The following is a 17728-nucleotide window of genomic DNA, read 5'->3' on the forward strand; positions in this document are numbered from 1 at the left end:
GGTTTATTTTTAAGCCAGCATGTAACCCATGCTGGCTTTTTAGCACATCAACGTTAGTTGAGAATTAGCGTGTTGTTGCTCGTAAAATAGGTTCTAGGGTGTAGAGGTAGTCAGATTTAGATACTGTAGCCGCTGCCTGCAGCCGTCCTATAATGTGCTCTGTGATTTGGGTTATCGGCTGTTTAAATGTTGTAAGTTGATAACTGCTCCAGCTTGCCTGTTCAATATCATCAAAACCAATGACTACTATATCGTCAGGAATATGGATATCGCGCTTTTTGAGTCCATCGACAAAACCGCATGCTAACAGGTCAGTGACACAGAATACCCCGTCAGGCTGATTTTTTAATTGCTCCGCCATATAGCTTCCTGATTGGTAGGAAGTATCACCATGACGGATTACATCAACACTGAGACCAGCCTTGTTAGCCGCAGCAATAAAGCCTTGTTCTCGTGCCATCAAACCCGATGACCCAACATTAGAGTTCACGACGGCGACATGTTGGCAGCCTTGCTCAATCAATATATGCAGTGCCTGTTGCGCTGCGGTGAAGTTATCAAGCCGAATGTTGTCGGCGTTGGGGTGGGCATCGTGGCGGTTGACCAAAATTACCCGCTGTCCATTCGTTATGCATTTGTCTATCAATTCTTTCGGTGGTTGGCCTGACAGGATAATAGAGGCTTCGGCGCGGAAGTTTAGCGTTTGGTTTAAGGCGGCAGTGACGCTGTTTTTATCGCCTTTGGTGTTTATCACCATGGCGACCTTGTTTATCTGTTGGAGTTGGCGAGTCAGGGTGTCGATAAAACTCGCTTGGAACGGGGTGCTGATATCCGTTGTGATCAAGCTGACAATATTACTGGTGTCATGTAATCCACGTGCGAGATGGTTAACGTGATAACCGAGCTGCTTGGCTGCAGCCAGTACCTTTTCGCGAGTTTTGGGTGAGACACTTGCGCCCTCTGTGAAGGTACGTGAAACCGCAGAGCGAGAAACACCGGCAAGATCGGCGACCTGTTGAGCACTGACAAAACGCTTGTCCGAAGCTGTCATAACGGCTTGAGTATCCATGCAAAAACCAAACTAATTGATAGGCAATTATATGCCATTCAATCTACCGGTGCGATAAATTTCAAAGCCAGAGAGTGGTAAATTAATTAATGTAAATTAACGCGTTTTCACTTTAACCAGCCCATTTTTTGAGTATCTTGTTACCCATAAATGAACAGTGTTTTTAATGGAGTGGCAAGATGATTAAAAAGTGCTTAGCGATAACGATGGGATTAATGTTAGCAACCACAGCTTATGCGAATGAGATTGAACATTTCGTTGGCTTTGGTACAAGTGACGGTATGAGCCATAATGCCGATTTTCAATTCGAGCCTAACTTCCGTGCTGGTGCGGTGCTAAATGATAATCACCGAGTTACAGGTACTTATGCTTATGCAACCGACTCAAGAGTAACGAATTTCTTTGTGTCTTATGACTATATGGTGAACCTATCAGATACTAGTAACTGGCAGTGGTTAATTGGTGCCAGTGGTGGCCATGAATTTATTAGTCATGGTGATAACGACTGGACTTTGGGTGTTCAGACAGGAATGCGTTATGGCTTTAATGAGCGTTTTACGGGGGAGGTTGGTTACCGAGTCATAGATACATGGGATAACTGGCAAGAGCGTAATATGTCACAGCTAGACTCATTCTATATCGTGCTTGATTATAAGCTGTAGCGTAATTAGCGGTTTGATAAATAGAACAATGAAGCTCTAAGGCCTCATTGTTCTTTGTTGAAAGCTTATTGGTTAGCGCGATTCATCATCAAACTGCTTGATTAGTACTGATGTGTCAGCACGCTGGTAGCCGCGTTTTTGCAGCTCGGCGTATTTCGCATCGACTTGTTTAGCCAGTTGTAAATCAACACCTAGCTTATCGGCAGCATCAAAACAAATACCTAAATCTTTACGCATCCAGTCAATAGCAAAACCGAAATCAAATTCGTTTTTCGCCATCGTTGCAGCGCGATTTTCCAGCTGCCATGATCCAGCAGCACCGTGCTTAAGTACCTCTGTCATTTTTTCGATATCAAGGCCTGATGACTGCGCTAATGTGATCGCCTCTGAGAGACCTTGCAAGATACCGGCAATACAAACTTGGTTTGCCATCTTGGTAACTTGTCCATAGCCGACATCACCCATTAGGGTTGTCGCCTTAGCAAAGCAGTCAATGACAGGTTTTGCGAGGTCAAATACGGTCTGCTCGCCACCCACCATAACGGTTAAGCAACCATTTACAGCACCAGCTTCTCCACCAGATACTGGGGCATCAAGAAAATGAATGTTTTTTTCAGCTGCTATAGCTGCGATTTCTCGCGCAACCTCGGCAGAAGCGGTGGTGTTATCGATGAGGGTGGCACCAGATTTGGCGGTTGTAAGAATTCCATTATCACCGCAGTACACTTGGCGAAGGTCGTCATCATTACCCACACAGCTAAAAATAAAGTCAGCGTCTTTTGCGGCTTCTGCCGGTGTCAGGGCTACTTTACCTGTGTATGTCTCTGCCCATAGCTCTGCTTTTGCGGTCGTACGGTTATAAACGGTGACCTGATGCCCTGCATTGGCAAGGTGCCCAGCCATAGGGAAGCCCATTGTGCCAAGTCCAATAAATGCGATGTTTGTAGTAGTCATTTTGTTGCTTCCCTGTGTCATTTTGCTGAATAGGGGACTATATCGACCACGCTGATGATATACAACGGAAAATCTACAAATGTGAATATGAATAGATTTCATGTTTATAGATTGTTATCAAAAGTGTATTTGATTGGGTGGATATTGATTGGTGACAATAATCTCTTGTCTATGAATATTTTCAGCATTATTATGCTCAGGTTATCACTAATTGGCTGAGATTATATTGCTTTCATTTCTTCGGGTTTTACTAATGGTGTTGAGTGTCGGAATGGTGTGGTCGAGCCACGCTGCGACTGATCTCGCCCATAATAATCCCCATACAGATATAAAAGCAGCTGCGTATACTCAGTTTTCTCCTTCCGTGGTTTCACAACATATTGCTGAGTCGTCATCGTTTGATCGGTTCTTTAGTGCTTCCCACAATGGTGCACTAGAACGTCATAATACCGATGAAGAATTGCAGCGGGCGCTCTATGAAAGCTCTCTTGATCTGGACAGTCTTTCTCAGGTTGAAAAAAATACGAAACAGCACTCCAGTGATGGTCGCCACTTAGATCTAGGTCTAACGACGTCTTCACGTATGGCATACTTTGCTCGTACAGGCTCTGATGAACGTGAGCCGCTGTATCAGTTAGCTATAGAGTTGCCGATAGAGCCAGCACCAAGTCTGGTGAAAGGCTATCGTATCGACTTTGCACAAAGTCATGACTGGACCCTGCAAACCCCTGCATCTTCTAGCCGAATTAGCGGTTGGAAAGAAAGTAATCTCATCTATACCATCTACCATCACCGTTTATCTTTCGCATAACCCATTCGGGTAATTCACGATTTTAGCCAGCGCATGAATGCGTTTTGGCATATTAAATTCCTGTAGGTTGTACCGAGCCGATTTTTAGGTTTGTGCAAGCTATGGCCGAATTACTGAGTATACAACTTAAGCTATTGATTAATGATTGATAATCAAAGCTGTTAGTTAGTATGCCCTCACTTGCGGTTTGCGAGTGAATAAATGGCGAAAGATATGAAAAGACAAACTAACCAACGTTTAATAAACCACTATCCCGCGTGGAAATATGTGGTGCTTGCTGTCACTGTTATCGTAATGATGCTCAGTGCTATTCCAACGTGGTATGGCGAAAATGCAGCCGTACAAATTTCATCAAAACCATCAGAACAGCCTGATATTATTGCAATCCAAAAAGCATTAACGGCACAGGATATTGTAGTAAAGCGTATAGATCAGTCCGATAGCAATACAATTGTTGTGCTACAAAATGAAGCGCAACAAGCAAAAGCTAAGTCAGTACTTGCAAACTTAGATGGCGCTGATATCTCGGAATCTCAGATTGCCTTATCACTGTCACCGGCAGCACCACAATGGCTAACTAAAATGGGGTTTGAGCCAATCAAACTCGGGTTAGATTTACGCGGCGGAGTGCAGTTTTTACTCGATGTCGATGTCAATCAGGTCTACACCGCTCAAGGTGCACAACTTCAGGATAGTTTACGACAGCACTTCCGTGAGCAAGGCGTGCGAAGCGTACGTTTCACTGATGCACATGCTGGTGAAGTTTCGGTTCGACTACCAAACTCTGAAGCCAATAGCATTGCACGTAGTTTTCTTCGGAATGAATACCCACAATGGCAGGCAACCAATGGGAGTGGTAACGGGTTAGTTATTACTCTGAAGCAAGACGAGAAAGCGACCTTACGTAACCTGACTGTTCAGCAAAATCTACAGATCATGCGTAGCCGAATTGAAGAGCTTGGGATCACAGAGGCATTAGTTCAACGCCAAGGTGAGCATCGTATTCGTATCGAGTTACCAGGTGTCCAAGACCCTGCAGCAGCCAAAAATGTCATTGGTGCAACAGCGAGTCTTGCGTTTTACCCCGTAAAAGAGCTTGGCACGGGTAGTACAATGATTCTGCCTGATGAAGATGGGCGAGAAGTACGCGTTGCTCGCAAGCCTATTCTTGGCGGTGATCATATTGTCGATGCCCGTGCTAGCTTTGGTGAAATGGGAACTCCAGAGGTTAACATTACACTCGACAGCGCTGGTGGCCGAGTAATGTCAGATTTCTCTCGCCAGAATATTGGTAAGCCAATGGCAACGGCTTTCAGCGAATATAGCCGAGATGAACAAGGTAATTCAGTTCAAGACAGTAAAATTATCAGTGTTGCCACTATTCAGAGCCAGTTGGGTAATCGCTTTAGGATCACAGGGGCGGGATCGCTTCAGGATGCCCAAGAGTTAGCACTGTTACTACGTGCAGGTTCATTGACCGCGCCAGTGACGATTGTTGAAGAGCGAACGATTGGTCCAACGTTAGGGGCTGAGAATATTCAAAATGGCTTTGCGGCACTGGCATTGGGCTTAGGTATGACGCTGGTCTTTATGGCACTGTGGTATCGCCGCTTAGGTTGGGTTGCAAACATCGCTTTGGTGACCAATATGGTCATGCTGTTTGGCTTATTAGCGATGATCCCTGGTGCCGTGCTCACGTTGCCGGGTATTGCCGGATTGGTTTTGACGGTCGGTATGGCTGTTGATACGAATGTACTAATTTTTGAACGTATCCGCGACAAACTTAAAGAAGGACGAAGCTTAGCTCAGGCCATTGATCGCGGCTTCAGCAGTGCTTTTAGTACTATTTTTGATGCGAACTTCACCACTATGATCACCGCTGTTGTTCTTTATGCCATTGGTAACGGCCCGATCCAAGGGTTTGCTATGACATTAGGATTAGGGCTGTTAACGAGTATGTTTACCGGTATTTTTGCCTCTCGCGCCATTATCAATTTGGTGTGGGGACGTGATGCACGACGTGAAGTGAGGATTTAAGTATGTTGATTACAATGAAAAACGCGACTAAATGGCGTCACGGCACCAGCATTATTTCGGTGATTGTGTTATTGCTTTCGATTTTTACCATAGGCTTTAAGGGCCTAAACTGGGGGCTTGATTTCACCGGTGGTATTGTTACAGAAGTTCAGCTCGATAGCTCGATAAACGCTCAAACCCTCGAGAATGTGCTTGATGAAGCAATGGGACAAGATGTTAATGTCATAACAGCAGGTGAGTCTGGACGTTGGGTCTTGCGTTATGCTATTCCAGAGCAAGGTGAAGCACCAAACGTAGGGGATATTCTTCATACAGTGTCACCCGATGTGCAAGTGCTGAATACGAGTATAGTAGGACCTCAAGTCGGCCAAGAGTTAGCAGAGCAAGGTGGCTTGGCGCTACTTATCGCTATTCTGTGTATTTTGGGTTATCTCAGCTTTCGATTTGAATGGCGGCTGGCCTCTGGCTCGGTATTTGCCTTAGCGCATGATGTTATTTTTGTGTTGGGGTTCTTTGCCGCTACACAGATGGAGTTTAACCTGACAGTGCTTGCTGCGGTGTTGGCTGTTTTGGGTTATTCACTCAATGACTCAATCATTATCGCCGATCGTATTCGTGAGGTATTAATATCAAATCCGAATAAGCCAATTGACCAAGTAAACAATGAAGCAATTGCAGCGACGATTTCTCGTACTTTAGTGACCTCGGGTACAACGCTAATGACTGTTGGCGCGTTATGGTGGTTAGGAGGCGGTGCGTTGGCAGGTTTCGCGATTGCGTTATTTATCGGGATTTTAGCCGGCACTTGGTCATCGGTGTCTGTGGGAACGGCGCTGCCGGAGTTGTTTGGGTTAAAAGCTGAACATTATATGAAAGCCCCTGTTACCGACGAGCCGTAATTGAAATGTGAGAAAGGAAAGGTCGCTTAGGCGGCCTTTTTTGCTTCTGAGCTTAGATTTGAGTTTTGCAACAAGTGCAGAATAGTTTGCGAAATGCGAATAATAAAGCATAAAGGTAAGCGTTTAGATGACAAATCAGTTGCTATGCTAGTGAGTGCATTTGTTATTGATAGATAAGTTATCGAAAATAGGACAGTTTTATTTATGTCCTTTTTTGTTTGTAGGTTTAGGCATTGATATTGCTTTTATTAGTCATAGGTTGGCCATGCATCTGGTTAACTCATTGACCAATAAAAAGAGGCGGCATTATGTATGACACAGAAATGAAGCTAAACCAACAAATTGTACAATTTATCGATAATCAACTTCACGCACTTACGCCGTCTGAAACAGTGCCTGAAGAGCGGTCTGTATTATCCGGTGTGAGTAATCGTTCTGCATTATTGCTCGCTATGCTGACGTCTCTCAACCAGTACCTTTCAGGTTTGAAGGCGATAAACTGTTTATTACAACGTGGTTTTGTTTCTCAGACTCGTGGGCTTTTCCAAACATTAGGCGATGATTACGAAGACATCATTTTTCTTAGTTTGCCTATGGAAGATGGTAAAATGAGTACCTTACACCGTCATTACTTGGCGGATAGCCAAACAGGAGAGTGCCCTACTTGTTACAGCCCATTGTCACGATGTGAAATGCGCAGCATGATCCGTAATGCGAAACACATAAATCATAATGTCTTTCAGCTTTTTCCGAAAAAACAGGCTTTGCAAGTCTTGCGCCCACACGGTGGTAAATCATGCTCGATTGAAGTGGTTATTGAATTGCATAAACACTTCGCCCATAAAGCCATCTTGCTTACCGTGCTGACAGCGAAAGTGGCACAGAAAGAAAACATAATGCGTGCGTGTTTGAATTACCGAGCCCATTTAGAAATGATTGACCCAACTGCGGCAGAATCTTCACATTTGCTATCTTCTCATCATAGCCGAATTAAAAACTATCCAAATATTGCCACAAAAGTTGCTGTATCACTTTAATGATATCGTCCATTTTCAGTTTTGAATAACTGTGTTAACGTCTAAGAAAACCAACCAAATCTAACAGATGTGCTTTTCTTATAGGTCAGCACGTTAGTTCAAAAGGATGTTAGGACGAGCATGGGCAAGAAAGCACTAGATACTAAAATAGTCACCGCAGGTCGTGGAAAAAAATGGACTCAATCATTGGTTAACCCGCCAGTGAGTAGGGCGTCTACCATTGTATTTGATTCGGTTGAAGAGATGAAACACGCCACCGCCAATCGTGCCAACAAGGCATTATTTTATGGGCGCCGTGGTACTAATACGCATTTTGCATTCCAAGATGCCATGGTTGAGCTAGAAGGCGGTGTAGGCTGTGCACTGTATCCTTGTGGAACGGCAGCTATTAGCAATGCGATTTTGTCATTTGTCAAAACAGGCGACCACGTCTTAATGGTAGACGCAGCTTATGAGCCAACCCGTGATTTTTGTGACAAAATCCTTGTTAATATGGGCGTTGAAACGACCTATTACGACCCAATGATCGGTGAAGGTATTCGCGATCTTATTCGCCCTAATACGACGGTACTGTTTCTAGAGTCACCATGCTCAATTACTATGGAAGTACAAGACGTTCCGACATTATCTCGTATTGCCCATGAGCACGATCTTGTGGTGATGCTAGATAATACTTGGGCTTCCCCTGTTAATTTCCAACCCTTTGAACACGGCGTTGATATCTCGATTCAAGCCGCGACGAAATATATCGTAGGCCACTCTGATGTCATGCTCGGTACTGCAGTGGCTAATGAACGCTGCTGGGATCAGCTGCGTGAAAATAGTTATCTTATGGGGCAATGTACGTCGCCAGATGATGTTTTCCTTGCAATGCGTGGGCTTCGCACGTTAGGTGTCCGTCTGAAACAGCATGAAAAAAATAGCCTAAAAGTAGCTGAGTGGTTAATGGGTCGAGAAGAAGTTGATCATGTTCGCCACCCTGCGTTTGAAACGTGCGAAGGGCATGAATTCTATAAACGTGATTTTAAAGGTTGTAATGGTTTATTTTCAGTTGTTTTAAATTGCGGAAATACCGAAGCACTAACAGCGTTACTTGATGGTATGGAGCATTTCAGCATGGGGTATTCATGGGGCGGCTTTGAAAGCTTGATCCTTGCGAATGAAAATATTAACTCAATACGAACAGCGAAAAAGAAAGATTTTGCTGGGCCCTTGCTCCGTTTACACATAGGGCTAGAAGATACCGATGATCTGATCCGTGATTTGGAACAAGGCTTTGCCCGCTTTAATGCAGTGCTTGCCAGTAGTTAGAGATAGTCAGGGCAATCAATACTGGTTGCCCTTTTTTATAACCTAGCAGTGGTTATGTTTGGTTCACTTCACCGATTTCATGGCCTAGCTGATTCAAGAACCCTTTCATATACTCGGTACGTTGACGAGCCTCTTGCTTTGCCGCTTCTGTATTCATGGTTTTCTCTAATTGAAATAATTTGATATAGAAGTGATCGAGGCAAAATGCTTTGTCATTACGCTCCCGAGAATGACCAAAAGGGTCGGCTGTGCTGTATAGCGCGGAGTTAAAACTGGTGCTGACTTGTATGCAGCGTGCAATGCCGATAGCACCCAACGCATCTATACGGTCGGCATCTTGAACGATGGCCGCTTCGAGGGTACGTACCGGAATATTTGCGCTGAAGCTGTGGGCTTCAATGGCGTGGACAATACCAGCATAGTATTGCACCGGATAATCGATTGATGAAAGAAATGCCAGTGCTTTTTCTGCCGCGAGCGAAGACGCTTTATGTCGGTTTGGGTGGTTCTTGGCCAGGGTGACGCAATCATGTAACCATGCAGCCGGAATGATAACCGCTAATTCGGCTTTTTCATGATGAGCGAACTGCTTAGCGGCGGTAACAACCCGCTTGATATGTGAGAGGTCATGAGCTGGATCGGTAATCGACAGTTCACTGATAAACGTCTGTAGTTGGTTTTCTAATTGAGATAATACTAACTCTGTCATCATTTGCTTCGTATGAAATCACGTCATTGACTATTCTTTAGGTAAACAATACTAAAGGGTATACGATGAGAAAGACATGGTATTGGGCTGGAATGATTATCTTTCCTATAGCCTTAACGGGCTGTACAAGTAGTAATATTGAAAATTATCAGCTATTTCCTGATGAATACGTCAGTGATGTTAAATATGACAGTATCTATCATTATGGTTATAACCAAGGTTGCGAGAGTGCTTTAAATCTTCTGGGTCTTGCGGATATGGATTATCGTAAAGACGATACATTAGATATGAGTGATACGCGTTTTAATGAAGGGTGGGAAGCGGGTAATCAAGCTTGTACGTCTGGACGAACGATTATGCCTACGTCGAAGATACTCGCATCACAACAAAATTGAAGTATCGTTGAGCTCGCATTGTTTACCTATAAAAAAACAGACCCTGAGGTCTGTTTTTGATTGCAAATTTGAATGCTGATAAAAAATAACCTAGCCTAGATTGTTTCTTAATCGTTCTTGTTAGCGTTCTACATTTGCTGCAATTTACGCATTTGGTCGAGTCAGAGAATGTACTTTTCCATCCTGAAATGAAACAGGCACAACGGCGTGAACTTCAGGTAGCAAGAGAAAAGCATCATCTTTGCTACTGTCCATTTCAACAACAACTTGAAGATAATCACCGAGCGCTTTTTTAAGGCTTGGTGTACGAACTTTCTTACCTTGTTTGCCAAACTGACTATATTGACCTTTACTGGAGTAAACCCAAACCTTGAACGGGTCGCCTCCATTTTCTAACTGCTCGATAAAATCGGCTATGTGTCTCATAAAAGTCCTTTTATGTAAAATCAATATCTTTGTATTGATTAATCCATTATGGAAGGAAGACGATAATTTTCAATTTGAATCACCGTTCCTTCTGTTAGTAATGTGACATGTGTTGCAAATACTTGCAATTTAAATACGAAAATTTGCCCAAAAAAGTAGGCAAAGGAAAAGTAGCGTTCGTTACCAATTCCCTTTGTACAAACGACTCATACTAGCGTTAATAGCACACTAATTTGTCTGAGGAATAAATTCAAGTATCGGTACGTGTTCAGAGTATATTATGAGAGGCTGATCGTGAAATTTCATTATATAATTCCATGGTTTAGGGTTCTGCCATTATAAAACTTCAATATGAGCGGTGTTGCTATGTGTCATGGTTGCTATTGGGTGTCCATAATATTAAATAAAGGGTGAAATAGATGGAAAAGAGTGAATGCGCGTGGGCGATGAAGCAGCCGCTGGAGCGTGAATATCATGACCGTGAGTGGGGACGAGTACAAAAATCGGATGCCTACTTATTTGAGTTCTTAACACTTGAAGGCGCGCAAGCGGGGCTAAGTTGGTACACCATTCTAAAGCGACGAGAGGCATATCGAATTGCATTTGATCATTATGATTTAGATATGCTTGCTGCTCGAGATGACAATTATGCTGATGAAGTGATTAGCGAGTACGACGTAGTTAAACACCGCGGTAAGATCTGCTCCGTATTCAATAATGCTCGGGCAGCGAAGCAGCTTATTGAGGAGTATGGCAGTTTGGAGAGGGCACTCTGGCAGTTTGTTGACCACCAAGTTGTGATCAATCATTGGTACTCACCGGATGAAATACCGACATCAACGGGTGCTTCTAAAGCGATGAGTCAATTTCTAAAGAAAAAAGGTTTCAAATTTGTTGGTGAAACTATTTGTTATGCTTTTATGCAAGCTGTCGGAATGGTAAATGATCATCTTGTATCGTGCTCTTTTCACCAAGCTGTCTTACTGGACTGTAATAATAGTGAAGACTTGTAAGCGTGTAGCAAGATGTACCCGTTTGATGGTTTTTTCCGATTGTAGTCATTGATTAAAGTCGCTGGTTAGATAGCCATTGGGCGCGTATTATTCCATTGTAATAGGCACCTTTACATGCTGTAACGAGCACTTAGAGGCTCCTCTTGATGATTTTAACTTTACTATGCGATTCAACGCTTAGTGCTATGTAATGGATTTAAATAGAAAACATGACAGAAACACCAGTAAAAGTTATACAAAAAGCAACATGGGTTGGGTCAATTGCCAACGTAGCCTTGGCCATTGTGAAAATAACAGTCGGTAAATTTACGGGTAGTCAGGCGTTGGTCGCTGATGGTGTACATAGTTTTTCCGACCTAGTTACCGATACGGCTATTTTGATTGGCTCTCGCTACTGGACTGCACCGGCTGATAAAGGTCACCCCTATGGGCATGGCCGTTTTGAAACCCTAACTAATATTTTTATCGGGGTCGTATTAGCACTGGTGGGTATCGGCATTGGCTGGGATTCAATCAGTCAAATTGGCCATGAAACGACAGCACAGCCTGGTATGCTGGCATTTTGGGCCGCGATAGCTTCAATTGTAGTGAAAGAAGTTTTGTACCGCTGGACGGTGATTCAGGCGAAAAAAATTAATAGTCGCTCCCTTCATGCTAACGCATGGCATCATCGTTCAGATGCTTTAAGTTCATTACCCGTTGCGATTGCGGTTATTGCTAACTATTTTGTACCTGATCTGCATTATCTTGATCAAATAGCCGCTTTATTGGTTACTGCAATGATCTTAAAGGCAGCCTTTGAAATACTATGGCCTGCTATTTTAGAGCTGACAGAAGCAGAAGCTGACACAGATGTAGAAACTCAAATATTACAATATGCTAATGACATGCCACTTATCAGAGAAGTGCATGCCATTCGTAGCCGTCGGACAGGCAGTACGGTTTTACTCGACTTTCACCTTTTGGTTGACCCTGAGATGAGCGTTGATGAGGCCCATACCATCAGTGAAAATTTCAAGGCGCATATTTTGGCTCAAATTGATGAGGTTGTTGATGTGATAATTCACATTGAACCTTACACTTGCGCTGAGCGGGTCGTTAACCCTTGTTGTGAAGATAAAAGCTGCGACTAAATAAAATTACGCAAACAAAGAGAGGAGTGGTAGTTAAGCTATCACTCCTCTTTTTTTATGGTACTTTTTTGTGAATGTCTCAATCATGAGATAGCTGAAGCCAGTCTCTTTTAACTATCTTCAAATAATCAGATATACATTGAACTGCTCGCTATCGAAGTCAGGAAACTGAGAATATCTTCTTTCTGTGATGGCATTGAATACGTACCTTGAGCCATTGTGGGTGCAAAGGAGAGAGCCATGCCTTTAGTTAGAATAAAATCGCTGCCATTTGCGCAAGAAGTCCATATTCCAACTGTACTTAATATGCTGTCGAAAGTGATCTCAGAATCGAGTGGCATTGAACTTAACCACGTGATGGCGACATGGGATTACCTAACCCCGCATCATTATGCGCATAATGGCCATGTAGTCGATTGCCAACCCGTAAACTCACACCCTTTGCTTGTTCATCTTGTTGCGCCAAACTTCAACACGGAAGAGCAAATTGCCCATATGCTTGAACTCATCGCTGACAGCATTGCAAAGCAATTGCCTGTCGCAAAAAGTAATATCTTCATCAATTACTCACCAGCATACAGCGATGGTGTATATGATGAAGGGCATGTTGTTGAGTGGGATATGTAGTCTTTAGAGTACGTTTAGCCAGCTCATAAGCTGATCAACAACACAAAATCAAAATTAGCCAACGTCCTTTTCGTTGGTTTTTTGTTTCTTATAGATGAGTAATTATGTGCGGCGTTATGGCCTAATCCAGCAGACTTGAATAATCATGCGATAGGGAGTGATTTCTATCTTTATGGTTGCTTTATATGGCCATATGTATTGCACTTGTTGTTATTGTAAGGGGTTTGTTATTGTTTGGTAGTGATAATTAAACATGGAATGTCTATGAAAGCATATGAAGCAAACTTTGATGGCTTAGTTGGACCGACGCATAATTATAGCGGGCTATCATTTGGTAATGTCGCCTCAGAAAAAAATCAGGCTGATCCTTCAAATCCAAAGCTCGCAGCCAAGCAGGGTTTGGCGAAAATGAAGGCGTTATCCGAGATGGGACTTGTGCAAGGCGTGTTAGCCCCGCAAGAGCGTCCCGATATTGCCACGTTACGACAATTAGGCTTCACTGGCAGTGATCAAACTGTTATTACGGCTGCAGCCAAACAAGCCCCGAAAGTGTTAGCGGCATGTTGCTCTGCATCAAGTATGTGGACCGCCAATGCAGCCACAGTGTCTCCCTCGGCTGATACTGCCGATAAAAAAGTGCATTTTACACCAGCGAATTTAACCAATAAATTCCATCGTTCGATTGAACATGAAGTGACAGGACGTATTCTACAAGCCACGTTTGCCGATACTAACCATTTTGTTCACCATTCAGCATTACCCAGCGTTGAGCATTTTGGTGATGAAGGGGCTGCTAACCATACCCGCTTCTGCCATGAGTATAACGAGCAAGGCGTCGAGTTTTTTGTTTTTGGCCGACATGCTTTTGATAGCCGTTTACCCGCACCAAGTAAATACCCTGCGCGCCATACCTATGAGGCCTGTGAGGCCGTGGCTCGATTACATCTGCTAGATAAGGACAAGCTGGTGATTGCGCAACAAAACCCTGCAGTGATCGATCAAGGCGTCTTTCACAATGATGTGATTGCTGTTGGTAATAAGAATATCTTATTTTGTCATGAGCAAGCTTTCTTAAACCAGCATGCAGTTTATGATGAATTGTCGCTCAAAATGGGAGGGGGCTTTAAGGTCATTGAAGTGCCGAGCAGTGCAGTGTCTGTCGATGATGCGATAACCAGCTACTTATTTAATTCACAATTGTTAGCCATGCCTAATGGAGAGCATGTGCTGGTGTTGCCGGATGAGTGCCGAGATAACCCACGTGTCTGGGCGTATATCGAGCAATTGTTAGCCAGTAAGCAAGGAATCGACAGCGTTAAGGTATTTGATTTAAAACAGAGTATGGCGAACGGTGGTGGGCCAGCGTGTTTACGTTTGCGTGTGGTACTAACAGAAGCTGAACATGCGGCAGTTAACCCAAAAACGTTGATGTCAGACACTTTGTTTAAACAGCTGAATAACTGGGTTGAGAGCCACTACCGTGATCGTATGGCTGAAGCTGATTTAGCTGATCCTGCATTGCTAACAGAATCCAGAACAGCATTAGATGAGTTGACGCAAATTCTATCTTTAGGTGCGGTATACCCATTTCAGCGAGTTTAAAGCGATAAAAATGAAGATAACGCCGCTAAATTATTGAAGAAGACCGTGATTACTTTCGGTACGGGTATGGAATTTGGTATAATTTTGCTAACTGATTTTATCGAACTGTGCCCGTGACGGAGACAACATGGCGAAGCTATCACTACAAGAGCAGATGCTAAAAGCTGGTCTTATTGATAAAAAGAAACTGAAAAAAGCGGGGAAGTCATCTAAAAAATCCCGTACGTTAAGAAAAGAAGCGCAAGCCGCTGTAGAAGAGAATAAAGCAAGTCAGCTTGCCCAAGATCAAGAGTTAAATCGCCAGAAGCAAGCAGATGCTGATAAAAAAGCGGTTGCTTCTCAGGTTAAACAATTGATTGAAATGAACAAGATTGACACCAAAGATGGCGATATCGGCTACAACTTTACTGACGGAACGCTAGTGAAGAAGTTGTATGTTAATAAGCAGACTCAGGATCAACTCGTCAGTGGCCGTTTAGCTATTGTACGCCTCCTTGAAGGGTACGCGATTGTTCCAGGTGTGGTGGCTGATAAAATTAGTCAGCGTGATGATGAAAGCATTGTCGTTAACAACACGGTTTCTGCAGAAGAAATTGATGAAGACGATCCGTATGCAGAATTCCAGATCCCTGATGATCTAATGTGGTAAGTCATCAACTATGAAGAAAGCCGAAGCTCAGCTTCGGCTTTTTTATTTATCGGGCACTGTCGATTCACTCGTGAGTGGTATATGTGCACGACGTTCTCTTTTAAGCTGGTTAGCATGTTCGATCTCCGGCACGCGTGATATCAGGTAGTCTTTGAAGTTTACACACCGCGCTGGCATGTATTTTCGAGGTTTAAAATACAGGTTTAACTCAAACTCACTGCTGACATAGTTTTCAAGTACAGGCACGAGAGTCCCTTTTCGAATTTCATTGGCGATTAAGCTTATGGGCAAATAAGCGATGCCACCGCCAGCTATCGCGATATTTTTGAGTATTTCACTATCATCAGCCTCTACCGTTTGGGCGATCTCCACTGAGCTATGTTCGCCATTTAGCTCGAAAATCCACCGGTTCCCTCCCACTAATGTTGTGGCGTAAAGGCATAAATGATTTTTAAGATCGTCAGGAACCAGAGGTTTACTGTAATCTTGAATGTAGCTGGGTGAGCAACAAGCCATTAATGGTTCTTTTAGCAACGAGCGCTTAACCAATAAGCTGTCTTTGTCTTGAAAGCCGCGATAGGTAGCATTTGCCCTGATGGAGAAGTCGACATCATGGACATGATCAACTTCGAAGGCGGTTTCCAGTACCACGAAATTAATGGATGGGTGGAGCTGAATATACTCACCAATAATTTGGCTTAAATAATGCTTAGCAAACAATGGGGTACTGGCTATTTTGATTGTTCCCTTATCTTCACTGCTCATGTTTTGGATTTCATTGAATGTATCATCAATTTGAGCATGGATAAGGCTGAATTGTTCGTATAAACGTTTGCCAGCTTGGGTTGGGGTAATTTTGCGGGTGGTACGTTTAAGTAAGCTAACCCCCATGTTTTCTTCTAGCTCATTAAGCCAGCGGCTAGCAGCTGAAGCTGACATATTGTTTTGCTTCGCGGCTTCACTGATTGAGCCGGTACGTACAACATGCAGAAAGAAGACGACCTTGTCTAACATTATCTACCCTGATTAAACCATTATCCTTTCCCAGTTATAGCAAACAAAGTCATTGATATCCAAGAAAGAAAAATGACAGTCATAGAGCATGATCATTCTGCAAAGGTGATTTGCATCAATGTTGGTAATCATCTTGCATGATTATTCTAAACTAGGGAGTTATAACGTGAGTAATGATGGTGAGTGTGACCCGCACTAAAATCGAAGTTCACGCCAGTACCATCTTTGAAGCTCTGTATTTTGGTATTTATATTTAAGGGGAAAAAATGATGCTAGATAATAAGGTTTGTATCGTTACTGGAGGTGCTCAGGGAATTGGGCGTTGTATTGTTGAAACCTTTGCAAACCGCGATGCGTTACAGGTTTATGCTTGCGATATGAACGCCGCCGCGATGGCTGATCTTGAGACAAAGTATCCTAACGTTACTGCGATTGAGTTGAATGTTTGTGATCGAGCCTCTATTGCTGCTTTTGTTGAGCGAGTAAAAGCAGATTTTGGCAAAATTGATGTGTTGGTAAACAATGCTGGGGTAACCCGCGATAATTTGATTGAAAAAATGACTGAAGAAGACTGGGACTTTGTTTCTGATGTTAACCTCAAAGGTGTCTTTAATATGACTCAAGCGGTTGCACCTGTCATGGTTGAAGGCGGCTCGGGTTCAATTGTTACAATGTCATCGGTGGTAGGGACAGATGGTAACATCGGACAGAGTAACTATGCCGCAACGAAAGGCGGTGTTATTGCGATGACCAAAGGTTGGGCGAAAGAGTTCTCACGTAAAGGCGCCCAAGTACGTGCTAACTGTATTGCCCCAGGTTTTGTTGAAACCCCAATGACGGTTGATTTACCAGAAAAAGTGTTGAGTTATATGCGTACGAAAACGCCACTAGGCCGTATGGGGAAACCTGAAGATATTGCCAATGGTGTACTGTTTCTTGCGAGCGATAACGCTTCATTCATTACTGGGCAAACACTTAAAATTGATGGTGGGTTGGTTATTTAAGCCAGCCTGATTCGGCATAAACTAACGTAAGTATGCTTACTTCCTCCCCATGGTGGCCAGAGGCCATCAAGGGGAGGGGATATTTAGCGTATACTGCCAATGTTCATCCTACCTCTCAGTCATCGACGACTTGAGAAATGTGCCAGCCTTTCATTGTTCAGGTTGTATCTGTTCTACTTGAATATCGGTAACAACTATTCTCCTAGTAGTCTTATTTCTTTAAGTAGTTATTGCTGAATATTTATTCTTGATAATATCAAATCGATATATTACTTAAATTAAATATTTAAGACGCGTGTCACTAATAAACGATGCTAACAACGATAACATAGATGCTAAATATTGCCGCTATATAATGTTTAAGGATGAATATGGA

At 43.2% G+C, this 17728-nt stretch carries 18 protein-coding genes; 13 read left to right on the plus strand and 5 right to left on the minus strand.

Features of this window, described 5'->3' with window-relative positions; translation table 11 throughout:
- Positions 1-64: 64 nt before the first annotated feature.
- A complete protein-coding gene (locus tag L4D78_RS24915; protein WP_428469427.1) occupies positions 65-1069 on the minus strand; it encodes a LacI family DNA-binding transcriptional regulator in 1005 nt (334 codons plus the stop codon).
- Positions 1070-1248: 179 nt separating this feature from the next.
- Between L4D78_RS24915 and L4D78_RS24920 the strand changes: the two genes are divergently transcribed.
- Positions 1249-1731, plus strand: a complete 483-nt coding sequence (locus L4D78_RS24920; protein WP_428469428.1) for a hypothetical protein — start codon at positions 1249-1251, stop codon at positions 1729-1731.
- Between the two features lie 72 nt (positions 1732-1803).
- Here the strand turns inward: L4D78_RS24920 and L4D78_RS24925 are convergent, their stop codons facing one another.
- Positions 1804-2706: an NAD(P)-dependent oxidoreductase gene (locus tag L4D78_RS24925; protein WP_428469429.1), complete on the minus strand. Its 903-nt coding sequence runs from the start codon at positions 2704-2706 to the stop codon at positions 1804-1806.
- 232 nt (positions 2707-2938) lie between these two features.
- Between L4D78_RS24925 and L4D78_RS24930 the strand changes: the two genes are divergently transcribed.
- The 5 genes from L4D78_RS24930 (at position 2939) to L4D78_RS24950 (ending at position 8780) form a co-directional block, all read left to right on the plus strand.
- Entirely contained in the window at positions 2939-3496 is a 558-nt protein-coding gene (locus tag L4D78_RS24930; RefSeq protein ID WP_428469430.1) for a hypothetical protein, read from the plus strand.
- A gap of 213 nt (positions 3497-3709) precedes the next feature.
- Entirely contained in the window at positions 3710-5533 is a 1824-nt protein-coding gene (gene secD, locus L4D78_RS24935) for a protein translocase subunit SecD (RefSeq protein WP_428469431.1), read from the plus strand.
- Positions 5534-5535: 2 nt separating this feature from the next.
- On the plus strand, positions 5536-6432 hold the full coding sequence (gene secF, locus L4D78_RS24940) for a protein translocase subunit SecF (protein WP_428469432.1): 897 nt from the start codon (positions 5536-5538) through the stop codon (positions 6430-6432).
- Between the two features lie 308 nt (positions 6433-6740).
- Positions 6741-7469 carry a hypothetical protein gene (locus L4D78_RS24945; RefSeq protein ID WP_428469433.1) on the plus strand — a complete coding sequence of 243 codons (729 nt, stop codon included), beginning with the start codon at positions 6741-6743 and terminating at the stop codon, positions 7467-7469.
- A 120-nt stretch (positions 7470-7589) separates the two neighbouring features.
- On the plus strand, positions 7590-8780 hold the full coding sequence (locus L4D78_RS24950; RefSeq protein WP_428469434.1) for a cystathionine beta-lyase: 1191 nt from the start codon (positions 7590-7592) through the stop codon (positions 8778-8780).
- A gap of 52 nt (positions 8781-8832) precedes the next feature.
- Here L4D78_RS24950 and L4D78_RS24955 read toward each other — a convergent pair whose 3' ends face one another.
- Entirely contained in the window at positions 8833-9489 is a 657-nt protein-coding gene (locus tag L4D78_RS24955) for an HD domain-containing protein (RefSeq protein ID WP_428469435.1), read from the minus strand.
- Between the two features lie 65 nt (positions 9490-9554).
- Between L4D78_RS24955 and L4D78_RS24960 the strand changes: the two genes are divergently transcribed.
- Positions 9555-9884 (plus strand): hypothetical protein, encoded by a 330-nt coding sequence (locus L4D78_RS24960; protein WP_428469436.1) that lies wholly within the window; start codon positions 9555-9557, stop codon positions 9882-9884.
- A 144-nt stretch (positions 9885-10028) separates the two neighbouring features.
- On the opposite strand, the gene L4D78_RS24965 is transcribed toward L4D78_RS24960, so the two are convergent.
- Complete coding sequence (locus tag L4D78_RS24965) at positions 10029-10310, minus strand: hypothetical protein (protein WP_428469437.1); 282 nt, start codon at positions 10308-10310, stop codon at positions 10029-10031.
- A gap of 419 nt (positions 10311-10729) precedes the next feature.
- Between L4D78_RS24965 and L4D78_RS24970 the strand changes: the two genes are divergently transcribed.
- The 5 genes from L4D78_RS24970 to L4D78_RS24990 all read left to right on the plus strand — a co-directional run bounded on the left by L4D78_RS24970 (position 10730) and on the right by L4D78_RS24990 (position 15334).
- A complete protein-coding gene (locus tag L4D78_RS24970) occupies positions 10730-11323 on the plus strand; it encodes a DNA-3-methyladenine glycosylase I (protein ID WP_428469438.1) in 594 nt (197 codons plus the stop codon).
- A gap of 209 nt (positions 11324-11532) precedes the next feature.
- Entirely contained in the window at positions 11533-12456 is a 924-nt protein-coding gene (locus tag L4D78_RS24975) for a cation diffusion facilitator family transporter (protein WP_428469439.1), read from the plus strand.
- Positions 12457-12696: 240 nt separating this feature from the next.
- Entirely contained in the window at positions 12697-13083 is a 387-nt protein-coding gene (locus L4D78_RS24980) for a hypothetical protein (protein ID WP_428469440.1), read from the plus strand.
- 264 nt (positions 13084-13347) lie between these two features.
- A complete protein-coding gene (gene astB / locus L4D78_RS24985; protein ID WP_428469441.1) occupies positions 13348-14685 on the plus strand; it encodes an N-succinylarginine dihydrolase in 1338 nt (445 codons plus the stop codon).
- 127 nt (positions 14686-14812) lie between these two features.
- Positions 14813-15334 (plus strand): DUF2058 domain-containing protein, encoded by a 522-nt coding sequence (locus L4D78_RS24990; protein WP_428469442.1) that lies wholly within the window; start codon positions 14813-14815, stop codon positions 15332-15334.
- Between the two features lie 42 nt (positions 15335-15376).
- On the opposite strand, the gene L4D78_RS24995 is transcribed toward L4D78_RS24990, so the two are convergent.
- Entirely contained in the window at positions 15377-16348 is a 972-nt protein-coding gene (locus tag L4D78_RS24995) for a LysR family transcriptional regulator (protein ID WP_428469443.1), read from the minus strand.
- A 269-nt stretch (positions 16349-16617) separates the two neighbouring features.
- Between L4D78_RS24995 and fabG the strand changes: the two genes are divergently transcribed.
- Positions 16618-17352: a 3-oxoacyl-ACP reductase FabG gene (fabG, locus tag L4D78_RS25000; protein WP_428469444.1), complete on the plus strand. Its 735-nt coding sequence runs from the start codon at positions 16618-16620 to the stop codon at positions 17350-17352.
- The last annotated feature ends 376 nt before the right edge of the window (positions 17353-17728 follow it).

This window comes from Photobacterium minamisatsumaniensis (assembly GCF_050336695.1).
Taxonomy (GTDB): Bacteria; Pseudomonadota; Gammaproteobacteria; order Enterobacterales; family Vibrionaceae; genus Photobacterium; species Photobacterium minamisatsumaniensis.

Bases quoted from the DNA above. Each gene is read 5' to 3' on its own strand.
- L4D78_RS24930 (WP_428469430.1), top strand. From the start codon at position 2,939: ATGGTGTTGAGTGTCGGAATGGTGTGGTCGAGCCACGCTGCGACTGAT.
- L4D78_RS24945 (WP_428469433.1), top strand. From the start codon at position 6,741: ATGTATGACACAGAAATGAAGCTAAACCAACAAATTGTACAATTTATC.
- astB (WP_428469441.1), top strand. From the start codon at position 13,348: ATGAAAGCATATGAAGCAAACTTTGATGGCTTAGTTGGACCGACGCAT.
- L4D78_RS24925 (WP_428469429.1), bottom strand. From the start codon at position 2,706: ATGACACAGGGAAGCAACAAAATGACTACTACAAACATCGCATTTATT.
- L4D78_RS24960 (WP_428469436.1), top strand. From the start codon at position 9,555: ATGAGAAAGACATGGTATTGGGCTGGAATGATTATCTTTCCTATAGCC.
- L4D78_RS24920 (WP_428469428.1), top strand. From the start codon at position 1,249: ATGATTAAAAAGTGCTTAGCGATAACGATGGGATTAATGTTAGCAACC.
- L4D78_RS24995 (WP_428469443.1), bottom strand. From the start codon at position 16,348: ATGTTAGACAAGGTCGTCTTCTTTCTGCATGTTGTACGTACCGGCTCA.
- fabG (WP_428469444.1), top strand. From the start codon at position 16,618: ATGCTAGATAATAAGGTTTGTATCGTTACTGGAGGTGCTCAGGGAATT.
- L4D78_RS24950 (WP_428469434.1), top strand. From the start codon at position 7,590: ATGGGCAAGAAAGCACTAGATACTAAAATAGTCACCGCAGGTCGTGGA.
- L4D78_RS24980 (WP_428469440.1), top strand. From the start codon at position 12,697: ATGCCTTTAGTTAGAATAAAATCGCTGCCATTTGCGCAAGAAGTCCAT.
- L4D78_RS24975 (WP_428469439.1), top strand. From the start codon at position 11,533: ATGACAGAAACACCAGTAAAAGTTATACAAAAAGCAACATGGGTTGGG.
- secF (WP_428469432.1), top strand. From the start codon at position 5,536: ATGTTGATTACAATGAAAAACGCGACTAAATGGCGTCACGGCACCAGC.
- L4D78_RS24955 (WP_428469435.1), bottom strand. From the start codon at position 9,489: ATGACAGAGTTAGTATTATCTCAATTAGAAAACCAACTACAGACGTTT.
- secD (WP_428469431.1), top strand. From the start codon at position 3,710: ATGAAAAGACAAACTAACCAACGTTTAATAAACCACTATCCCGCGTGG.
- L4D78_RS24990 (WP_428469442.1), top strand. From the start codon at position 14,813: ATGGCGAAGCTATCACTACAAGAGCAGATGCTAAAAGCTGGTCTTATT.
- L4D78_RS24915 (WP_428469427.1), bottom strand. From the start codon at position 1,069: ATGGATACTCAAGCCGTTATGACAGCTTCGGACAAGCGTTTTGTCAGT.
- L4D78_RS24965 (WP_428469437.1), bottom strand. From the start codon at position 10,310: ATGAGACACATAGCCGATTTTATCGAGCAGTTAGAAAATGGAGGCGAC.
- L4D78_RS24970 (WP_428469438.1), top strand. From the start codon at position 10,730: ATGGAAAAGAGTGAATGCGCGTGGGCGATGAAGCAGCCGCTGGAGCGT.